Raw genomic sequence first — 19,312 nt, 5'->3', positions numbered from 1 at the left:
TTAGGAAAAGGTAAATGGCGGCGCACGCTTGCGCCTAAGAACGTGGCGGCCAGGATCAGGTTCCGGCCTGGGCCGGATGTCGCCGCACGCTTGAGCTTAGTTGATGGAGATGAAACTTAAAAGCGCTGAAACGAAGTGAGCGCCTGGCAAGCGCTGCGGCATGGGTCGCCGCCGCGTCTTGAAGCGGCTTCGCAGGACGGCACGTCTTCGAGCGCCTTTTATTGTTTTAGTTCTGGCTCTGACTTTGGCTCTGGCCCTGCACCTGCGACACGCTGATCTCGACCGTCAGCGTCTCCGCGCCCTGCCCCGTGCGCACGCCGGAGATGGGCATTGCATCGCGGTAATCGAGGCCCATCGCCGTGCGCACATAGCGGTCGTCCGGGCAGTTGTCGTTGGCCGCATCGAAGCCGACCCAACCGAGCCCGTCGACATGCGCCTCGGCCCAGGCGTGGCTCGCGCCCTGTTGTTCGACGTCGTCCATCAGCAGATAGCCCGAGATATAGCGGGCGGGTACGCCGAGCCGGCGCGCCGCGGCGATGAACGCATGAGTGTGGTCCTGGCAAACGCCGGAACCGTCGCGCAAGGCGGTCTCGGCGTCGGTGCCGACGCCGGTGCTGCCGGGCTTGTAGGCGATCAGGCTGTGCACTTCGTTCATCAACCGGTGCAGCGAGTCCAGTTGGCCGCTGCCGGCGCGCACGCTCTCCGCGAGCGCCAGCACACGCTCGCCCGGCTGGGTGAGCAGGGTCTCGCGCTCGTAGATCCACGGCGGTGTCAAATCGTTAGTGAAGCCGTAGACGCCGGCCATATCCACGGTCTCCACCGTGCCGGCCGCGACGATCACGATCTCGCGCTTGTTCTTCTCATGACGCACAAGGTCGGCTCGATTGCCGAAGCCGTCGGTCCAGCTGACGTTCGGCTCGACCCCGTCGACCGTCACGCGCCAGTCGAGCACGTTCTGCCCGGGACCGGACTGGGGACGCAAGCGCAGGCGCTGCAAGGCATAAGGTACCGGTTGCTCGTACTCATAGCGGGACGTGTGGCGAATGGCGATACGCATGGCCGTACTCAATCGAAGTTGTAGGTCTCGGCGATTTCAAAACCAAGCCGGTTGTTCTGCGCGATGAAGCCGGTGAGAAACTCGTGCAGGCCATGGGAAAAAATCTGCTTGACCGTATTGTCTCTCAGCGTGGCGAGCGTCGTGTCCGCGGTCTTCTGGCAATCGTGCATCACGCCGTAATCCTGCGCCAGATAGCGCAGATTCTCGACGATGTTCAGATAGCAGAAGTGCAGCGAGCGCGGCATGCGGCCGTTGAGGATCAGGTAGTCGGCGATATTGACCGGTTTGTACTGGACGTCGTAGACCCAGCGGTAAGAACGGTGCGCGTCGACCGAACGCAGGATCGACTCCCACTGATAGTTGTCGAGCGTCGTGCCGACGTAAGACAGCGCCGGCAGCAGCAGATGATATTTGACGTCGAGAATGCGCGCGGTATTGTCGGCCCGCTCGATGAAGGTACCGATGCGCGAAAAATTGAAGATCTCGTTTCTGAGCATGGTGCCGTGAAACGCGCCGCGAATCTGCGCCGCTTCGCGTTTGATGCGATCGAGCACGGCCGGCAGTTCGCTGGCCGGCACGGGGACGGCCAGCACCCGTCTGATCACCATCCACGCTTCGTTCACGCTCTCCCAGGTCTCGCGCGTGAGCGCGGTGCGCACCATGCGCGCGTTCGAGCGCGCCGCCTCGATGCTGGAGAGCACGCTCGACGGATTGTCGGTGTCGCGCAGCAGATAGTCGGAGACCGTGTCGGCCGTGCAGGCGTCGTGCTTCTGCCTGAAGCCTTCTTCCGTACCCGAGGTCACCACCACCGACGACCATGTGGCCGGTGCGTCGCTGCTTCGTGTCAGCGCCATGCGCAGTCCCGCATCGACCACCCGGGCGATGTTTTCCGCGCGCTCGATATAGCGGTGCATCCAGTAGAGCCCGCTTGCTGTGCGTCCAAGAAGCATGTGCTGTCCTAATCCAGTTTCTGTTTTGCCCGCTTTTTTGCTGCTTTTTCGCTGCTCTTTCGTTAGTGCCGGCTGGCCGGTTGCCTCAGTCGGCCAGCACCCACGTGTCCTTGGTGCCGCCGCCCTGGCTCGAATTGACCACCAGCGAGCCTTCCTTCAGCGCCACCCGCGTCAGGCCGCCTGGCGTAATGCGAATCTGGTCAGAGACCAACACGAAGGGCCGCAGATCCACGTGCCGCGGCGCGAGTCCCTGCTCGGTCAGGATCGGCGTGGTCGAGAGCGCGAGCGTCGGCTGCGCGATGTAGTTGTTCGGACGCGCACGCAACTTGAGCGCGAAGTCCTCGCGTTCCTGCTTCGAGGCCGCCGGTCCGACCAGCATGCCGTAGCCGCCCGAACCGTGCACTTCCTTCACCACCAGTTCCTCGAGATGGTCCAGCACGTACTTCAGGCTGCCCGGCTCGGAACAGCGCCATGTGGGCACGTTTTCCAGAATCGACTTGCGGCCCGTATAGAACTCGACGATTTCCGGCATGTACGAATAGATCGCCTTGTCGTCGGCAATCCCGGTGCCGGGCGCATTGGCGATGGTGATGTTGCCCGCGCGGTAGACGTCCATGATGCCGGGCACGCCCAGCACGGAATCGGGGCGGAACGTCAGCGGGTCGAGGTAGGCGTCGTCGAGACGGCGGTACAGCACGTCGATGGCGCGGAAGCCTTCGGTGGTGCGCATCGCCACGTGGCCGTCCACCACCTGCAGATCGCTGCCTTCCACCAGATGCACGCCCATCTGGTCGGCCAGAAACGCATGCTCGTAGTAGGCGGAATTGTGAATGCCGGGCGTCAGCACCGCGATGGTCGGATTGTCGTGGTTGCCGCCCGGCGGGCAGACGGCCGCGAGAGACTGGCGCAGCAACTCGGGATACGCTTCGACCGGCCGCACCTTGACCTGCTGAAACAGCTCGGGGAACAGCTTCATCATGGTCTCGCGGTTCTCCAGCATGTAGGAGACGCCGGAGGGGGTGCGCGCATTGTCTTCGAGCACGTAGAACTGGTTTTCTGCAGTCCGTACGATATCGACGCCGATGATATGCGTATAGACATTGCCCGGCGGCCGGAAGCCGATCATCTCGGGCAAAAAGGCCTCGTTCTGCGCGATCAGTTGCTTCGGGATGCGGCCCGCGCGCACGATCTCCTGACGGTGATAGATATCGTCGAGAAAGGCATTGAGCGCCATCACGCGCTGCTCGATGCCTTGCGAGAGGCGCGTCCATTCCGGCCCGGAGATGATGCGCGGAATGATGTCGAAAGGAATCAGGCGCTCGGCCGCCTCCTGCTCGCCGTACACGGCGAAGGTAATGCCGGTCTTGCGGAACACGCTCTCCGCGTCCTGGGCCTTTTGCGCAAGGTTCGCAGGATGCTGGGTATCGAGCCATTGCTTGAGCTGTTCATACGGCGCGCGCACTCCATTGGCGGAGAGCATCTCATCGAATGGCGTCACTTCAGTTCTCCGTCGTCGTCACAGGTATTGCAGGTCTTGCTGTCATGGTTGTTGCCGGCTGCCCCGTGGCCCGTTGCATCCTCCCGCCACCCTCACGGGTTGTCCTCCAGCACGCTCTGCGTGAGCGCGACCGACGGGATGGTCGGCTTCATCAGCGTCTGCGCCCGGCGGCGCACGCCGTACCAGCCGGCCACCAGCAACAGGACCACCACCGGGATCGATGCAACCGTCCACGTGCCATTAGGATAGTCGAAAGCCATCAACACGAGCACGCCGATCAAAAATACCAGCGTCAGCCAGGACGTGACCGGCGCACCGGGCATCCTGAAGCTCACCTCCTCCGCCTCGCCGCGCGCCACCGCCTGGCGGAACTTCATCTGGCAGACCACGATGAAGCCCCAGGTGCTCAGAATACCGAGCGACGCCACGTTGAGAACGATTTCGAACACGCTCGACGGCACGAAATAGTTCAGCACCACGCCCACGATGTAGATCGCCACGGTCACCAGAATGCCCGCATACGGCACCGACTGCGAGCTCATGCGCGACAGGAAGTGCGGCGCGGAGCCGCCCATCGACAGCGCGCGCAGCACGCGCCCCGTCGAATACAGGCCGGAGTTCAGGCTCGACAGCGCGGCGGACAGCACCACGATATTCATCACCGATCCTACGCCCGGCACGCCGAGCGCGCCGAAGAAAGTGACGAACGGGCTCTGCCCGGCCTTGTAGGCGCTCCACGGCAGCAGGCAGACCAGCAGCACCACCGCGCCCACATAAAACAGGGCGATACGCCAGATCACGCTATTGATGGCCCGCGGCAAGACCTTGCGCGCGTCCTTGCACTCGCCGGCGGCCGTGCCCACCAGCTCGACGCCGGCAAACGCGAACACCACCCCCTGCACCAGCACCAGCGCCGGCAGCAGGCCATGCGGAAAGAAGCCGCCGTTCTCGCTGATCAGATGCACGCCGGTGGCATTGCCGGCCACGTGCACGCCGGTGCCGAGGATGATCGAGCCGATCACGAGGAACAGCGAAATCGCCGCCACCTTGATGAGTGCAAACCAGAACTCCATCTCGGCGAACCACTTCACGCCGATCAGGTTCATCGCCGCCACGATGCAGAGCGCGATCAGCGCGAACACCCACTGCGGCACCGACGTAAAGGCGCCCCAGTAATGCATGTATAGCGCGACCGCAGTAATGTCGACGATGCCGGTCATCGCCCAGTTCAGGAAGTACATCCAGCCGGCGACGAACGACGCTTTCTCGCCGAGGAATTCGCGCGCATACGACACGAAGCTGCCGCTGCTCGGGCGATGCATCACCAGCTCGCCCAGCGCGCGCAGGATCAGGAACGAGAACACGCCGCACACCAGATAGACGATCGCGAGCGACGGACCGGCAATCTGCAGGCGCGCCCCCGCGCCGAGAAACAGGCCCGTGCCGATGGCGCCGCCGATCGCAATCATCTGAACCTGACGATTGCCCAACGTCTTGTGATATCCCGCCTCATGCGATTCGAGCCAGCTTTGCTTATCCAGTGCGCCGGAACTCGGGGTATGCGCTTGCTTATCCAGTGTGGACATAATCGGCTCCAATTGTTAAAGCGGGTTTCCGCGCAAACTAACGCGCAGGCCAACGGTATGTAGCCCAATTTATGCCGGCAAACCTCATGCATATTTCGACTAACACCCATCGAAAAAAAACATCGGTATGCTGGGAGCGTGAGACGGTAGGCTAGAGTCGCCGGTATCCGAACCCAAGGATGGCGGTTATCGATTGACCCAATACAAGTGATAAATATGGAAGCAAAGTGGTTGGAAGACTTTCTTTCTCTCTCGGATACGAAGAGTTTCTCCCGTTCGGCACGCAGCCGGAATCTCACCCAATCGGCTTTCAGTAGAAGAATCGTGGCGCTCGAAACGTGGATGGGCACGCGCCTCGTCGACCGCAGCGTCAATCCCATCACACTCACGCCGGCGGGCCGGATGTTCCGCAGCCTCGCGGCCGACATCCTGCGCAGCATGCATGCGGCGCGCAATCTGGTGGGCGGCTACGAGCAGTTCGCCGAAAACGATCATGTGGTGCACTTCGCGGTGGCCCACACGCTGGTGTTTACCCTGTTTCCCGACTGGCTCAAGCGGCTGACCAACGAGTTCGGCAACATCATGGCGCGCGTGCAGGCGGTCAATGTGCCGGAGGGCGTGCAGCATCTGGTGGCGGGCGACTGCGACCTGCTGATCGGCTACCACCATCCGCAATTGCCGATCGCGCTCGACCCCAATCACTTCCCGTTCCTGACGCTCGGCGTGGAGCGGATCGTGCCGGTCTCGGCGGCCGGCCCGGACGGCCAGCCGCTCTTCGAGCTGCCGGGCAAGACCGGCCGGCCGCTGCCCTTGCTCGCCTATTCGTCGGGCGCCTTCCTCGGCAACGTGGTCGAGATGCTCCTGATGAACGCGACCGAGCCGTACTCGCTGTACCGCTGCTTCGAGACGCACATGTCGGAGGCCCTGAAGGGCATGGTGGTCGCCGGTCATGGCATCGGCTGGCTGCCCGAGAGCTGCATCGCCAAGGAGCTGCACGAAGGCACGCTGGTTCGCGCCGGCTCGAACGCCTGGGCGACCGAGCTCGAGATCCGCCTGTACCGGCCCGTCAAGCAACGCGGCCAGGCCGCGGAGCAGCTTTGGGCCTACATCAGCAACCAGTCGGTCGAACCGGCAATCGAGGAAATGCCGGAGGTGCTGGCGCCAGGCTAGGCTGTATCATTCCGTTGCGCTAACCATCGATGCCCGCCTGCGAGTATCGATGCGGCCTGCGTAAAAGGAAAGGAAGCCCATGGTACAGAAGACACGCCGGCGCGTGCTCATGGCCGGCGTACTCGCGGCGTCGGGCCTCGCCGTTTCGAAGATTGCCGAGGCCATCCCGGATGGCAAACTGACGATCGCCCTCGTGCTGAAGTCGCTCGCCGATCCGTTCACGCTCGCCCTGTCGAGCGCCGCCGAAAACTATCAGAAGCACTTCGCCTCGCAGTTCGACCTGAACGTCGTCGGCACCTCGACCGAGCTCGACACGCCCAGCCAGATTCGTATCGTCGACGACCTGATCGCCGCGCGCACGAACGCCATCGTGCTCGCGCCGGCCGATTCCAAAGCGCTCGTGCCGGCCGTGATCCGCGCGATCAACGCGGGCGTGATCGTGGTCGCCATCGACAACCCGCTCGACGAAGCCGACCTCGCCGCCGCCCATCTCACGGTGCCGTTCGTGGGCCCGGACAATCGCAAGGGCGCGCTGATGGTGGCCAACTACCTCGCCAGCAAGCTCAGGCGCGGCGACGAAGTGGGCATCGTCGAAGGCGTCACGCGCGACCGCAATGCGCAGCAGCGCACCGAGGGATTCAGGAGCGCTATGGATGCAGCCGGCATGAAGGTCGTCGCCGTCGCGCCGGGCGACTATGCCTACGCCCAGGGCAAGGCCGCCGCCGCGACGATACTGGCGCAGCATCCGCGGCTGCGCGCCCTGCTGTGCGGCAACGACAATATGGCGACCGGCGCGGTGGATGCGGTGCGCAACGCGCATCGCACGGGCAGCGTGTACATCACCGGCTATAACAACAACCCGGCCATCAAGCCGCTGCTCGATACCGGCCGGATCCTCGCCACGGTGGATCAGTTCGCGGCGCGGCAAGCGGTGTTCGGCGTCGACGTGGCGCTCAAGGCGCTCACGGAAATGACGCGGCAAGAGGACATCTCCCCCTTCATCGAAACGCCGTTGCAACTGGTCAAGAGCGGCGATCGTTGAGGTTGGCGGGTTCCTCCACCAGCAGACGGCGCAACTGCGCGATCTGATTGACGGCATCGGCTTCGGCCAGCGACAGGTGTCCACGCGCAAACGCGGCGTAGTTCGCGTCGAGCGTCGTGCCGCGCAGATGCGCGTCGATCTCGCGGTTCACCGCGGCGATCCAGTCGATCAGCGCGCCGTCGGCTCGCGCCTGGTTCGTCGCGAAGCGCATGCGCGTCGCCGTCCCGGCCACGCGGCGCAGCAGTGCGAGCGCGGTGATCGCGGCGCGATCGGCCAGCGAGCTCTCGAGCCGCTCGAGGCGCAGGCGGTTGAAGGCCTCCTCCGCATTGTTGCTCGCGAGGCCGGCGGCGCGGCGCAGCCGTTCCACTTCGATGTCCTCGCCGCCGGCATGCTCGAGCGCGCCCACCAGGTAGTTCAGGTTGGCCGCTACGGCATCGGCGAGCCGGGTACGAAAATCGATCGGCTCGCGGCTCGGCCACAGCACGAAGGTGGCGAGCAAGGCAATCGAACAGCCCAGCACGTTATTGCCCAGCCGGGTCAGCGCATAGATCAGCTCGCTTGCGCCCGGCGTGGCAAAGTCCGCCACCAGCACGAAGGTCGGCGTCAGAAACAGCACGAACAGGCTGTAGCTCACCGGCCGCAGCGCCATGGTCGCGCAGACCAGCGGGAACACGATCAGCGAAATGCCGATCGGCGAATGAATCGCGAAGCCAATCGCGGCCGCCAGCAGGCCACCGGCGATGCTGCCCGCCGCCCGCTCGATGCTGCGCGGCCAGGTGGCGGCGATCGACGGTTGCAGGATCAGCAGGATCGCCATGGTCGCCCAATAGCCGAACGGCAGATGCAGCGCCCGCACGATGATGAACCCCGCCGTCACCGCCACGCCGACGCGCGCCGCATGGCGCAGACCGATTGACTGAAGCGTCGCGTTGGCCTTGAGGGTCATGAAGGCGCGCGCGAGGTTGTCGGCGGCGGCCTGCCACCAGACTGCTTCGCGGCGCGGCGCCGGCTCGAATTCGAGCGCGCCCGTCGCGCGCAACTTGAGCGCGAGCGGCTCGCCGAGCGCCGTTTCCAGCGCGCCGGCCAGTTTTTGCAGACGGCGTTGCAAGACGGCCCGCGTGGTCCCTGGATCGTCGACGACCGGCTTGTCGTTCGGCTCGCTGACGGCGCGGCCGATCCGCAGCATGACCTCGGCCAGCGCCGACAGGATGCGCGCGGCCCGGCGCGGCTCATGCAGCGTGTGATGGCCGCGCTCGCAGGCATCGGTGACGGCGATCAGGTAAGCGAACAGCCGCTCGGTATCCGCCAGCGCGAGCAGCAGGTTCTCATAGGTCTCGCGCTTGCCTGAGCGGGCGTATGGGACTTTCGCCAGCGCCTTGCGAGCGGTCTCGAGCGCCGCGCGGGCCTGGCCGCGATAGGTCGCGGCATGCCGCGCCCAATGGCCGAAGTCGGCCGTCTCCTGGCGCAGCAGACGGGCGCTGTCGAGCGCAATGTCAGCGAGACGCCCATAGACCGCGCGCAGGGCGTTGCGGCTCGGACCGAACGGGTGGATGCGCCACACGGTCAGGCTCAGCACCACCGCAAACAGACAGCCGAACAGGTAGATGGCGAGGAACGCCAGAGCGTCGCGCGCGTCGTGCAGAGGCTTGTCGACCATCACGACGCAGGCGGTGGCCGCGAGAATCCCCACCTGCGAGGCCGCCGCACCCCAGACCCGGGCGAGCGCACCCGCCGTCGAAAACAGCAGGATCGCGACGGTCGCGGCCAGCGCGCCGGCGCCGGAGGCAAACGCGGTGATGCCGCCGCACAGCGTGGACAGCAACGCGAAGCTCAGCATCGAAGCAAAGCGCATGCGATTGGACCCGGCCGCATCGGCGAGGCAGGTCCAGAACGCGCCGATCGCAGCCCACGCGAACAAGGGGTTGTGCAGCAGGTAACCCAGCAACAGCATCGCCGTGGAGGCGCACGCGGCCCGCAGCCCTTCCGACAGATTGGTCTCGTCCATCGCAAACGACACCATCCACACCGGGCGGCGGCGCGACACGTAGTCGGCCAGCGCGTGCAAGGTGTTCAGCCGGCGGTTCGCCGCGTGTTTTGCCCTGCGATGGAAATGACCGAACATTGAGCCTTGGGAATGGGAAAGCTGGGTTAAAACGCGCATCAAAGCGCGTCGGTGGTATCGATTTCTCGCGCCATCGTTACTGAATTCAAGATAATACGGGTAAACCCTAGTGAATAAACATGAGTTCGGTGCATGAGGAGGATGCCTTTTTCCCATTGGCCAATCAATCCGAATCCCGCAGCGCCATGCGCTTCAGCCGCCTCGGCTCGCACCGCCCGCTGGAATGGATTATTGACGGCGGAGTCGTGGCAAGATGGAACCGGTTCCATCTATAATCGGGCGCAAAATCCCCACGTCGGCCCCGAGTCGGCCCTGACGGCGGCCCCACATCGAAAACAAGAGAGAGGAATTGCCAATTGAACCGAGATGACTCGCACGACGCTCGTGCTGCGAGCGAAGCGCCGCCCATGGCGCCGGTGGCGTCCCCACGGCGCCGCCAATGGCTGCAGGGCGCGCTCGCACTGAGCGTGGCCGGCCTTGCCGGCTCGCTGACCTTGAGAGCGCTGGCCGACAACAGCGCGGCCCCGCCGCTCGATGCCTTCATGACGCTGTCGCAGGCGCTGACGGCCAGGTCCGGGCTCGACCGCGACGTCGGCGCACGGCTCCTCGCGGCGCTCGAAAAGTCCGCGCCCGATCTCGCACCGCGTCTGCCGCAACTGGCCGGGGCGCTGGCCGCCGGCTCGTCGAGCGCGCGCGACCAGGCGCTCGCGCTGCGCATCATGGAAGGCTGGTATCTGGGCACCGTCGATAACGTCGTGGTGACCTATGAAGAAGCGCTGATGTACCGCGTCGTCTCCGACACGCTGATCATCCGCTCGTACTGCCCCAACAAGCCCGGCTTCTGGGCCGCCAAACCTGTCGAACAACAATCCTGACATGGCCGATACCCAAACTCAAACCGGGCACGCCGACGTCGTCGTCGTAGGCTCGGGCGTGGCCGGCGCGATCGTCGCGCATCAACTGGCCCTCGCCGGCAAATCCGTGATCCTGCTCGAAGCCGGTCCGCGCATGCCGCGCTGGCAGATCGTCGAGCGCTTTCGCAACCAGCCCGATAAGTCCGATAACTCGGCGCCCTACCCGTCGAGCGCCTGGGCGCCGCATCCCGAGTACGGTCCGCCCAACAACTATCTGATCCTGAAGGGCGAGCACAAATTCAACTCGCAATACATTCGCGCGGTGGGCGGCACGACGTGGCACTGGGCCGCGTCGGCGTGGCGCTTCATGCCGAACGACTTCAAGCTGCAAAGCGTCTATGGCGTGGGCCGCGACTGGCCGATCCAGTACGACGATCTTGAGCACTACTATCAACGCGCCGAGGAAGAACTGGGCGTGTGGGGCCCGTCCGATGAAGAGCTCGGCTCGCCGCGCAGCCAGCCTTATCCGATGCAGCCGCTGCCGCTCTCGTACAACGAGCAGACCATCAAGAGCGCGCTCAACGGCTACGATCCGAGGTTCCATGTGGTGACCGAGCCGGTGGCGCGCAACAGCCGCCCTTACGACGGCCGTCCCACCTGTTGCGGCAACAACAACTGCATGCCGATCTGCCCGATCGGCGCCATGTACAACGGCATTGTGCACGTCGAGAAGGCGGAACAGGCCGGCGCGAAGCTGATCGACAACGCAGTGGTCTACAAGCTGGAAGTGGGCCCGCAGAAGAAGATCACGGCGGCCTTGTACAAGGATCCGCAAGGCAACGAGCATCGTGTCGAAGGCAAGTACTTCGTGCTCGCGGCGAACGGCATCGAAACGCCGAAGATCATGCTGATGTCGACCAGCCACGACTTCCCGAACGGCGTGGGCAACAGCTCGGACATGGTCGGGCGCAACCTGATGGATCACCCCGGCACCGGCGTCACGTTCTACGCGAACGAGAAGCTCTGGCCGGGCCGCGGCCCGCAGGAAATGACCTCGCTGATCGGCTTTCGCGACGGTGCGTTCCGCGCCAATGAAGCGGCCAAGAAGATCCACCTGTCGAACCTGTCGCGCGTCGATCAGGAAACGCAGAAGATTTTCGCGGAAGGCAAAGTGTTGAAGCCCGCTGAACTCGATGCGCGGATTCGCGACCAGTCGGCGCGCTTTGTCGAGTTCGACTGCTTCCACGAAATCCTGCCGGCGCCGGAAAACCGCATCGTGCCGAGCAAGACCGAGACCGACGCGATCGGCATTCCGCGCCCCGAGATCACCTACCGGATCGACGACTACGTGAAGCGCGGCGCCGCGCACACGCGCGAGGTCTATGCGACGGCGGCGAAGGTGCTGGGCGGCACGGACGTGCAGTTCCAGGACGAGTTCGCGCCGAACAATCACATCACCGGTGCGACCATCATGGGCAGCGACCCGCGCAACTCGGTGGTCGATAAGGACTGCCGGACATTCGACCATCCGAACCTGTTCATCTCCAGCAGCGCGACCATGCCGACCGTCGGCACGGTCAACGTGACGCTGACCATCGCGGCGCTCGCGCTGCGCATGTCCGATCAGTTGAAGAAGGAAGTCTGACGTGCTGAAAAAAACCTTTTTCACTTTGCTCGCCGCCGCGCTGGCCTTGCCCGCGCTCGCCCGTGCCGATGCAACCGACGCAGCCAACCAGGCCGCCCTGATCAAGCAAGGCGAGTACCTCGCTGTAGCCGGCGACTGCATGGCCTGTCACAGCACCGTCAAGGGCAAGCCGTTTGCGGGCGGCCTGCCGCTGAAGGTGCCGATGCTCGGGACGATCTATTCGAGCAACATCACACCGGATGCGCAAACGGGCATCGGCACGTGGACCCTCGCCGATTTCGACCGGGCGGTGCGCAAGGGCGTGGCGAAGGACGGCCACAACCTGTATCCCGCGATGCCGTATGTGTCGTACGCGAAGATCGACGATGACGACGTGAAGGCGCTCTACGCGTACTTCAGGTACGGCGTGGCGCCCGTCAATCAGGCGCAGCGTCCCAGCGACATTCCGTGGCCGCTCAACATGCGCTGGCCGCTCACGGTGTGGAACTGGGTGTTCCTGAAGTCAGGCCCATACCAGAACAAGTCTGGTCAGAGCGTGGCGTGGAATCGCGGCGCGTACCTGGTGCAAGGGCTCGCGCACTGCAGCACCTGTCACACGCCGCGTGGTTTCGGCATGCAGGAGAAGGCGCTCGATGAAACCGGCAGCGGTTTCCTCGGCGGCTCGGTGCTGGCCGGCTGGGATGGCTACAACATCACGTCGGATCCGAACAGCGGCATCGGCTCGTGGACTCAGGCGCAACTGGTGCAGTATCTGCAGACCGGCAGCGTGCCCGGCCTCGCGCAAGCCGCCGGTCCGATGGGCGAAGCCGTGCAGCACAGCTTCTCGCATATGACCGACGCGGACATTGCCGCGATTGCGACGTATATCCGCACCGTGCCTGCGGTCAACGACGGCGCCTCGCACTCGCGCGCCTCATGGGGCACGCCCGCAACGGATGTGACACGGCTGCGTGGCGTGGCGCTCAGCGAAGAACTGGATCCGGCGCGACTGTATCTGGGCAATTGCGCGACCTGTCACCAGGCGCACGGCCAGGGCACGCCGGATGGCTACTATCCGCCGCTGTTCCATAACTCGACGGTCGGCGCGTCCAACCCCGGCAATCTCGTGCAGGTGATTCTGCACGGCGTGCATCGCAAGGCGGGGGATAACGATGTCGGCATGCCGGCGTTCGCCACGGAGTTGTCGGATGCGCAGGTCGCCGCTTTGACGAACTATGTAACGAAGCAGTTCGGCAATCCTGCGGCGACCGTCAACGCGAGCGACGTGGCGAAATTGCGCTAGTGGCAATGGCGGCGAACCGGTGGGTTCGTCGCCGTGATTGATGAGGGGCGAGCGGCGGGTTGCACGGCGCGGCCGCCTGTCGCGCTGCTCCGGTGTGACTGTCTATGCGCGGCGCCATTGCGCGAGCAAGGCCGGCAACTGTGCCATGTCCTCGAACACCCGCGCGGCGCCGACTTCGCGCAAGCCATCCGGGGTGCTGTGGCTCAGGCTGGCGGGCGCGTAGCCGAACACCGTCGCCCCCGCCGCCACGCCGGCGGTCGCCCCGGTGACCGTGTCTTCCACAACCGCGCAACGCGTCGGATCCACGCCCAAGGCCTCTGCTGCCGCCAGGTACACATCGGGATGCGGCTTGCTGCGCGGCATTTCATGTCCGCTAAAGATACGGCCTTCGAAGTACTCGAACAGGCCGGTCTTCTTCAACTGCATCTCGACCTTGTGCCGATCCGCACCCGACGCAACGGCAATGCGGCCATCCAGCGCTTCGTAGAGTGCGCGCACGGCGGCGAGCGCGCCGTCGATCCCGACGAGCTCGCGCTCCAGCGCTGCGTTGCGGCGTTCCCTGAACTGCGTCAGCCATTCGTCCGTGATGGCCACACCCGTGTTTGCCTCGATACGTGCCGCCTCGTCCCGCACCGCCTTGCCGATAAACACCCGCATCGTTTCTTCCACGCTAATCGCCCAGCCCAGTTCGCCCAGCATCTGGGAGAGCACGCGGTTGGTGATGCGTTCGGAGTCGACGAGCACGCCGTCGCAATCGAAAATAACGGCGTCGAAGGGTAAGGAAGGTTTTGTGGCGGGCGTTGTAGCAGGCATTCTGGCAATAGGCGGGAGGGTCTCGAAGGGCTTAAGGATACTGTAGGTTGCGATTGCGCGTGTGCCGGCCCGACGCCGGCACACCTGCGCATGCTTCCGCTTTAGTCTTCTTTTGCCAGGTCGATCGACAGGATGTCACGGTAGCTGCCATGCATGGACAGCAGGATCAGCGCGCTGATCAGCGGCGTCAACACCAGACCGCGCACGAGCATCGGCACGGCCTGCGCGAGCAGCGCATCGGCCGCCAGCACCGTTGCGTACACAAGCGCGACCGGGCCGTTGTGGAACACGGCGCGCAGGCTCACGGTCATCGCATCGAGCGGCGACACCCTCCGCAAAACGATCAGCGCCGGCGCGAACCACACCGCCCCAATCGCAATGGCGTAAATGATCGCGTGCAGAACGGGTTCCAGAGAACTCACCCCGCCGTTGGGCTCACCGAAGATGATCGAAAAGCTGTGCGCGCCGCTTGGCATCATCGACGCCGCCAGCTTGACGTGCAGCAGCGCGAACGATAGCAACCGTCCCACGCCAATCAACGCGGCGCACGTCAGCACGACAATCAACAGCGCGTCGCGGTGACGGAAGATGACGCTAAATGTCCCGCTCGCATTCCATTGCTGCGCTTCGCCGCTGCCCACAGGCGCGAGTATCGCGGCACCCGCCAGCACGGACAGAAGCAGTGTCGCAAAGAGCCGGTAAGGGGACACCAGTTCGAGCGCCGTCGCGAGATCGGCACTGGCCAGAATCGCGGCGAGCCACAAACCAGGCTGCGCGCGGGCAATGCTCAAGCCCTCGACAAGCCACGCCTGGATGCGCAGGACACTCACGCTGCGGATCTCGCGATGCGCGAAGCGCTGCCCACCGCGGGCCGGTCCCACTTCCACGTCAATGCACAGGTCTTGCCGATCCATGGCCGTTTCCTTTTTCTTGCGTCAGAGCGAGGGGATGCTCGATGTGGACATCATGCAAGACAAAGAGGAAAATAAAAACGGACGAACTCAATAATTTAATTTCCTCTTTTATGCGCCTCATCGACCAGTTCCACAAGATTCATGCTTTGCTGGAAAAGCAGACGACACAGCCCGGCTTGCCGGCGCTGGCGGAGGCGCTGAATTGCAGCGAGCGTAACGCGCGGCTCCTGCTGCGCAAGATGGAGGAAAAAGGCTGGCTGCGCTGGGAGGCGACGCGCGGCCGCGGTCACTTCTCCCGCTTGACCCTGCTGGCTACGCCGCAGCAAGTGGCTCTGGATCGTCTCTCGGGCCTGCTTGCCGAGGGCGAACTGGAACAGGCGTTTGCCAGCCTTGACGGCGACCAGCGCAAGCTGCTCGCGGCCCGGCTGCCGGACTTCGTGCAGGTGCCGCAGGCGGACGGTTCGCGCGACCGGCTCCGCATCCCGTTACGGCGCGCGGTAACGGAGCTTGATCCGCAAGAGATTCTGTTTGGTCTGGAAGCGCATCTGATCAACCAGATCTTCTCGCGGCTAGTCGAGTTCGACCAGACCACCCGGCAGTTGGTCCCGGCATTGGCCCATTATTGGGAATCCGAGGACAACGGCAAAGTCTGGCATTTCTGGCTCAGACCCGGTCTCACTTTCCACGATGGAAGCGAACTGGAAACGGCAGACGTGCAGCACACCTTGCTGCGGTTGCGCGATACGCCGGGTTGCTACCAATACCTGTATGCGCATCTGGACGCGGTGGAAATTGGCGGTTGCCGCAGAGTGACGTGCCGTCTGAAGACCACGGACTATCTGTGGCCGCGCTACCTCGCCGCGGTCGAAGCGTCGATCATCCCGAGAAAGCGCAACAGCGATTTTGCGCTCATGCCGATCGGCAGCGGCCCGTTCAAACTGACGCGCCGTAGCGAGTACCGTCTGACCTTGTCGGCGTTCGCGGATTACTACCGGGAACGCGCGCTGCTCGACGAAATCGACCTGTGGGTCATCGCCGCAGCCGAGGAAACCTCGGAATTCGACCTGCATTTCGGCTACTGCTGCGACCTCTCCGCCACACAGAGCAGCATTGCGCAGACGCTGTCGGGTTGCACGCATCTTATCTGCAATCCTAACCGGCCTTTCTTCGCCAATACGTCTCAACGCCTGGCGTTGGCCGACTGGCTCGCGCCAAGCGGCTTGATCGGCAAGCGGGATGCGTCGCGCCGGCCCGCTTCCGGCCTATTGCCGACATGGGACCATCGTGTCGCCGCGCCCCGTGTGCGCCGGCCGGCCGTCCCCAGGCAGAAGGAATTGAAGATGGTGACGATACTGAGCCCGGAATGCACATCGATCGCCCATTTGATCAAGCACAGGCTCGAAGCAGCGCAGATTCAGGTCACCCTTGAGGTGATGCCATACGAAGAATATCGTCGCTTCGAGTGGCTGGACTCTGCCGATCTCGTGCTGTCCGCCGGCTTCATGGACCCGGACGAAGACCTGGGCTGCTATGAATTTTTTGCAGGGGATAGCCCGGTGCGCCGCTGGCTGCCGGAAGGCCGCCTCTTGCCCATCGACAAGAAACTGCGGGCCATCCGCGCGACCGCCGACGGCGAGACGCGCATGAACGCCTATGCGGAGATCGGCAAGAAGTTTGTCCAGGAAGGCTGGCTGATCCCGATCTCGCATGAGATCCGCCATGTCCGCGTCGAAGCGCACGTGGGCGGAGTCAAAGACCTCTCGTTCGGGCTCGTGCCGTTTGCCGATCTCTGGCTGCGCTAGTCGCCACGGGGACTTGAGGCCGAAGCCTCAACGATCCCCGTCGCGCACCGACGACGCATGGCGGCATAGCGCCCGCACTTCGAGTTGCATATACGGAAACAGCGGCAACTGGCTCAGCACATCGTGCAGGTGCGACGGGCTTTCGACGTCGAAGATGCTGATATTCGCGTAGCGGCCCGCGATACGCCATAGATGCCGCCATACGCCCTCCTCCTGCAGTTTCTGCGACATCGCCTTCTCATCGGCCTTCAGCCGCGCGGCGCGCTCGGCGTCCATGTCCAGCGGCAGGTTGACCGTCATCTCTACGTGAAACAGCATTGTGTACTCCTTGTTGTGCCTGAAGCCCCGGCTGCGCGGCAAAGCGCGCAGCGAGGCCGCTAACAGTGAACGGAATGGGCAGGCGCCTCAGGCCTCGGCGCGCACACGCTCGACTTCGGCGCCCGGGAGGTTGTCGCGCTCCTTGAACAGCGTGAAGTCGAAATCGATCAGCGCGAAATTGCCGTCGACGTTATAAGGCTTGCCTTCCGCGCCCTCGGCCTGCGTGACGGCCGGCACCAGGCCATCGCGCGTGGCGAAGGCGAAGTCGTCCCACAGATACGGATCGCCGTCGATGTTGATCTGCGTGGTCAGCTTGCGAAAACCGGGCGCCGAGATGAAGAAGTGGATATGCGCCGGACGATGCCCATGACGGCCCAGTTGATCGAGCAAGCGTTGCGTCTGACCTTGCGGCGGCACGCTATAGCCGACCGGTACGACGCTGCGGAAGCTGTAATGACCGTCGGCGTCCGTGCGAATCGAGCGGCGCAGATTGAAGGCCGGTTGCGATTTGTCGAAGTACGAATAGTTGCCGAGATGGTTCGCGTGCCACACTTCGACCAGCGCATGCGCCAGCGGCTTGCCGTCTTCGCCGAGCACGCGCCCGCGCATCACCAGGGTCTGGCCGGGATCGGTACCGTCGTCGAGGCGCGCATGGCCGTCGGACAGCGGTGCGCCGGCCACATACAGCGGGCCTTCGATCGTGCGCGGCGTGCCGCCTTCGATACCGGCCTTCGCCTCCGCTTCGTCGAGACGCAGATCGAGAAAATGCTCGAAGCCGAGGCCCGCGGCCAGCAGGCCCAACTCGCCGCTTTTGCCCGCTTCGGCGAGATAGTTCAGCGCCGTCCAGAATTCGTCCGGCTGCACGTCGAGGTCTTCGATCGTATAGAACAGATCGCGCACGACCCGGTTGACGATCTGCTTTGTACGCGGGTTGCCTTCATTGATGGCGCTGTCGTTGATCTTCTGCAGCAGCGCGTCGATGGTTTGCCTGTTCATGATGGGGTATCTCCTTCGTTAATATAGTATGGATAGCTAATGGTTTAATGGGATTTTCGGTTAGCGCGTGGCGATGCTTGCGCCCTGGTGCGAATCGCGCCGCAAACGCTCGATCTTGCTCCAGTCCAGCGTGATGCCAAGACCCGGGCCCTGCGGAAGCTGCAAGGCAAAATTCTCGTAGCGCAGCGGTTCGGTGAGAATCTCTTCGGTCAGCAGCAACGGGCCGAACAGTTCCGTGCCCCACTTCAGCTCGCCGAAGGTGCTGAAGAGTTGCGCCGAAGCAATCGTACCCACCGCGCCTTCGAGCATCGTGCCGCCGTACAGGTCGAGGTTCGCCGCCGAAGCGATCGCCGCCACCTGCGCGGCGCCGGCAAGGCCACCCGACTGGGCGATCTTCACCGCGAACACATCGGCCGCCCGCGCACTGGCGAGAGCAAAGGCGTCGGCCGGACCATGCAGCGCCTCGTCGGCCATGATCGGCACCAGAGCCAGGTCCGTCAGGCGCTTCAGTCCGGCGCGATTCTCCGCTGCAATCGGCTGTTCGATCAGCGTGACGCCTGCATCGGCGAAGCGCCGCGCGGCCCAGATCGCTTCCGCTTCGCTCCAGGCCTGATTCACGTCAACCCGCACTTCGCCGCGACCTTCCAGCGCCCGCTGGATTGCGACGACGTGCGCGACATCGTCGGCAACAGCGCGCGAGCCGATCTTCAGCTTGAACACGCGATGACGTTTCGCTTCGAATACGCGCTCGGCCTCGTCGATATCGCGCTGCGTGTCGCCGCTCGCGAGGGTCCACGCCACATCCACGGAATCGCGCACGCGGCCGCCGAACAACTCGGACAGCGGCACGCCGAGACGCTGCGCCTGAGCGTCGAACAAGGCCGTTTCGACGGCGGATTTGGCGAAACGGTTGCCCTGAAACAGCGACCGCAGCGTCGCCATGGCGACGCCCGGGCGGGTCGCGTCGAGCCCTTCGAGCAAGGGCGCGAAGTAGGTGTCGATGTTGACCTTGATACTTTCCGGGCTTTCTTCGCCGTACGCGAGGCCGCCAATGGTGGTGCCCTCGCCCACGCCGGTCACGCCGTCGGCGCAGCGAATGCGCACCAGCACGAGCGTCTGGCAATGCATGGTGGCGACCGAAAGCCGATGCGGACGGATCGTCGGTACGTCGACCAGGATCGTCTCCACACGCTCGATCTTCACGGGTGTTGCTATCATTCGTTGCGCTCCTCAACTGCTTTTCCGAGGCCTCCATCTTAGGAA

17 protein-coding genes are annotated in these 19,312 nt (G+C 64.2%); 6 read left to right on the top strand and 11 right to left on the bottom strand.

Annotated elements, in window-relative coordinates; translation table 11 throughout:
- Positions 1-226: 226 nt before the first annotated feature.
- From P3T42_RS05660 to ansP, 4 genes are all read right to left on the bottom strand, one after another.
- Complete coding sequence (locus P3T42_RS05660; RefSeq protein WP_074300104.1) at positions 227-1,057, bottom strand: transglutaminase family protein; 831 nt, start codon at positions 1,055-1,057, stop codon at positions 227-229.
- An 8-nt stretch (positions 1,058-1,065) separates the two neighbouring features.
- Entirely contained in the window at positions 1,066-2,007 is a 942-nt protein-coding gene (locus tag P3T42_RS05655; protein ID WP_074300105.1) for an alpha-E domain-containing protein, read from the bottom strand.
- A gap of 85 nt (positions 2,008-2,092) precedes the next feature.
- Complete coding sequence (locus P3T42_RS05650) at positions 2,093-3,505, bottom strand: circularly permuted type 2 ATP-grasp protein (protein WP_429305394.1); 1,413 nt, start codon at positions 3,503-3,505, stop codon at positions 2,093-2,095.
- A 92-nt stretch (positions 3,506-3,597) separates the two neighbouring features.
- A complete protein-coding gene (gene ansP / locus P3T42_RS05645) occupies positions 3,598-5,091 on the bottom strand; it encodes an L-asparagine permease (protein WP_074300107.1) in 1,494 nt (497 codons plus the stop codon).
- A 216-nt stretch (positions 5,092-5,307) separates the two neighbouring features.
- On the opposite strand from ansP, the gene P3T42_RS05640 reads away from it, so the two are divergent.
- Together P3T42_RS05640 and P3T42_RS05635 are read left to right on the top strand one after the other, a co-directional pair.
- A complete protein-coding gene (locus tag P3T42_RS05640) occupies positions 5,308-6,261 on the top strand; it encodes a LysR substrate-binding domain-containing protein (RefSeq protein WP_074300108.1) in 954 nt (317 codons plus the stop codon).
- A 79-nt stretch (positions 6,262-6,340) separates the two neighbouring features.
- Positions 6,341-7,303, top strand: coding sequence for a substrate-binding domain-containing protein (locus P3T42_RS05635; protein ID WP_429305393.1), 963 nt, complete (start codon positions 6,341-6,343; stop codon positions 7,301-7,303).
- Here P3T42_RS05635 and P3T42_RS05630 read toward each other — a convergent pair.
- Together P3T42_RS05630 and P3T42_RS05625 are read right to left on the bottom strand one after the other, a co-directional pair.
- A complete protein-coding gene (locus P3T42_RS05630; protein WP_429305392.1) occupies positions 7,284-9,425 on the bottom strand; it encodes an FUSC family protein in 2,142 nt (713 codons plus the stop codon). The genes P3T42_RS05635 and P3T42_RS05630 overlap by 20 nt on opposite strands.
- Positions 9,426-9,463: 38 nt before the next feature.
- Positions 9,464-9,694: a hypothetical protein gene (locus P3T42_RS05625; protein WP_143788451.1), complete on the bottom strand. Its 231-nt coding sequence runs from the start codon at positions 9,692-9,694 to the stop codon at positions 9,464-9,466.
- Between the two features lie 87 nt (positions 9,695-9,781).
- Here P3T42_RS05625 and P3T42_RS05620 point away from each other — a divergent pair, with 87 nt between their 5' ends.
- From P3T42_RS05620 to P3T42_RS05610, 3 genes are read left to right on the top strand one after another with little or no spacing between them, the layout of a single operon-like run.
- Positions 9,782-10,300, top strand: coding sequence for a sugar dehydrogenase complex small subunit (locus P3T42_RS05620; RefSeq protein WP_429305391.1), 519 nt, complete (start codon positions 9,782-9,784; stop codon positions 10,298-10,300).
- Between the two features lies 1 nt (position 10,301).
- Positions 10,302-11,924: a GMC family oxidoreductase gene (locus P3T42_RS05615; protein WP_429305390.1), complete on the top strand. Its 1,623-nt coding sequence runs from the start codon at positions 10,302-10,304 to the stop codon at positions 11,922-11,924.
- A 1-nt stretch (position 11,925) separates the two neighbouring features.
- The gene (locus P3T42_RS05610; RefSeq protein WP_429305389.1) at positions 11,926-13,206 is read left to right on the top strand and encodes a c-type cytochrome; all 1,281 of its coding nucleotides are present in this window, start codon (positions 11,926-11,928) and stop codon (positions 13,204-13,206) included.
- A 102-nt stretch (positions 13,207-13,308) separates the two neighbouring features.
- On the opposite strand, the gene P3T42_RS05605 is transcribed toward P3T42_RS05610, so the two are convergent.
- Complete coding sequence (locus P3T42_RS05605) at positions 13,309-14,019, bottom strand: HAD family hydrolase (protein WP_429305388.1); 711 nt, start codon at positions 14,017-14,019, stop codon at positions 13,309-13,311.
- A 101-nt stretch (positions 14,020-14,120) separates the two neighbouring features.
- Positions 14,121-14,933, bottom strand: coding sequence for a hypothetical protein (locus P3T42_RS05600; RefSeq protein ID WP_429305387.1), 813 nt, complete (start codon positions 14,931-14,933; stop codon positions 14,121-14,123).
- A gap of 110 nt (positions 14,934-15,043) precedes the next feature.
- Here P3T42_RS05600 and P3T42_RS05595 point away from each other — a divergent pair, with 110 nt between their 5' ends.
- Entirely contained in the window at positions 15,044-16,735 is a 1,692-nt protein-coding gene (locus P3T42_RS05595) for an ABC transporter substrate-binding protein (protein WP_429305386.1), read from the top strand.
- Positions 16,736-16,762: 27 nt separating this feature from the next.
- On the opposite strand, the gene catC is transcribed toward P3T42_RS05595, so the two are convergent.
- The 3 genes from catC to P3T42_RS05580 form a co-directional block, all read right to left on the bottom strand.
- Entirely contained in the window at positions 16,763-17,053 is a 291-nt protein-coding gene (gene catC / locus P3T42_RS05590) for a muconolactone Delta-isomerase (protein ID WP_074300117.1), read from the bottom strand.
- 87 nt (positions 17,054-17,140) lie between these two features.
- The gene (gene catA, locus P3T42_RS05585; RefSeq protein WP_429305385.1) at positions 17,141-18,049 is read right to left on the bottom strand and encodes a catechol 1,2-dioxygenase; all 909 of its coding nucleotides are present in this window, start codon (positions 18,047-18,049) and stop codon (positions 17,141-17,143) included.
- Between the two features lie 60 nt (positions 18,050-18,109).
- Positions 18,110-19,267 carry a muconate/chloromuconate family cycloisomerase gene (locus tag P3T42_RS05580; protein ID WP_429305384.1) on the bottom strand — a complete coding sequence of 386 codons (1,158 nt, stop codon included), beginning with the start codon at positions 19,265-19,267 and terminating at the stop codon, positions 18,110-18,112.
- Positions 19,268-19,312: the final 45 nt, after the last annotated feature.

This window comes from Paraburkholderia sp. GAS38 (genome assembly GCF_050434965.1).
GTDB classification, from domain to species: domain Bacteria; phylum Pseudomonadota; class Gammaproteobacteria; order Burkholderiales; family Burkholderiaceae; genus Paraburkholderia; species Paraburkholderia phenazinium_A.
The sequence above is the reverse complement of the archived record's forward strand: the minus strand, read 5'-3'. Positions and strand labels throughout refer to the sequence as shown.

What these genes read in the sequence shown, in the direction of transcription:
- P3T42_RS05635 (WP_429305393.1), top strand. Translation starts at nt 6,341, where the DNA reads ATGGTACAGAAGACACGCCGGCGCGTGCTCATGGCCGGCGTACTCGCG.
- P3T42_RS05605 (WP_429305388.1), bottom strand. Translation starts at nt 14,019, where the DNA reads ATGCCTGCTACAACGCCCGCCACAAAACCTTCCTTACCCTTCGACGCC.
- P3T42_RS05655 (WP_074300105.1), bottom strand. Translation starts at nt 2,007, where the DNA reads ATGCTTCTTGGACGCACAGCAAGCGGGCTCTACTGGATGCACCGCTAT.
- P3T42_RS05660 (WP_074300104.1), bottom strand. Translation starts at nt 1,057, where the DNA reads ATGCGTATCGCCATTCGCCACACGTCCCGCTATGAGTACGAGCAACCG.
- ansP (WP_074300107.1), bottom strand. Translation starts at nt 5,091, where the DNA reads ATGTCCACACTGGATAAGCAAGCGCATACCCCGAGTTCCGGCGCACTG.
- catA (WP_429305385.1), bottom strand. Translation starts at nt 18,049, where the DNA reads ATGAACAGGCAAACCATCGACGCGCTGCTGCAGAAGATCAACGACAGC.
- P3T42_RS05630 (WP_429305392.1), bottom strand. Translation starts at nt 9,425, where the DNA reads ATGTTCGGTCATTTCCATCGCAGGGCAAAACACGCGGCGAACCGCCGG.
- catC (WP_074300117.1), bottom strand. Translation starts at nt 17,053, where the DNA reads ATGCTGTTTCACGTAGAGATGACGGTCAACCTGCCGCTGGACATGGAC.
- P3T42_RS05615 (WP_429305390.1), top strand. Translation starts at nt 10,302, where the DNA reads ATGGCCGATACCCAAACTCAAACCGGGCACGCCGACGTCGTCGTCGTA.
- P3T42_RS05600 (WP_429305387.1), bottom strand. Translation starts at nt 14,933, where the DNA reads ATGGATCGGCAAGACCTGTGCATTGACGTGGAAGTGGGACCGGCCCGC.
- P3T42_RS05625 (WP_143788451.1), bottom strand. Translation starts at nt 9,694, where the DNA reads ATGGAACCGGTTCCATCTTGCCACGACTCCGCCGTCAATAATCCATTC.
- P3T42_RS05580 (WP_429305384.1), bottom strand. Translation starts at nt 19,267, where the DNA reads ATGATAGCAACACCCGTGAAGATCGAGCGTGTGGAGACGATCCTGGTC.
- P3T42_RS05595 (WP_429305386.1), top strand. Translation starts at nt 15,044, where the DNA reads ATGCGCCTCATCGACCAGTTCCACAAGATTCATGCTTTGCTGGAAAAG.
- P3T42_RS05640 (WP_074300108.1), top strand. Translation starts at nt 5,308, where the DNA reads ATGGAAGCAAAGTGGTTGGAAGACTTTCTTTCTCTCTCGGATACGAAG.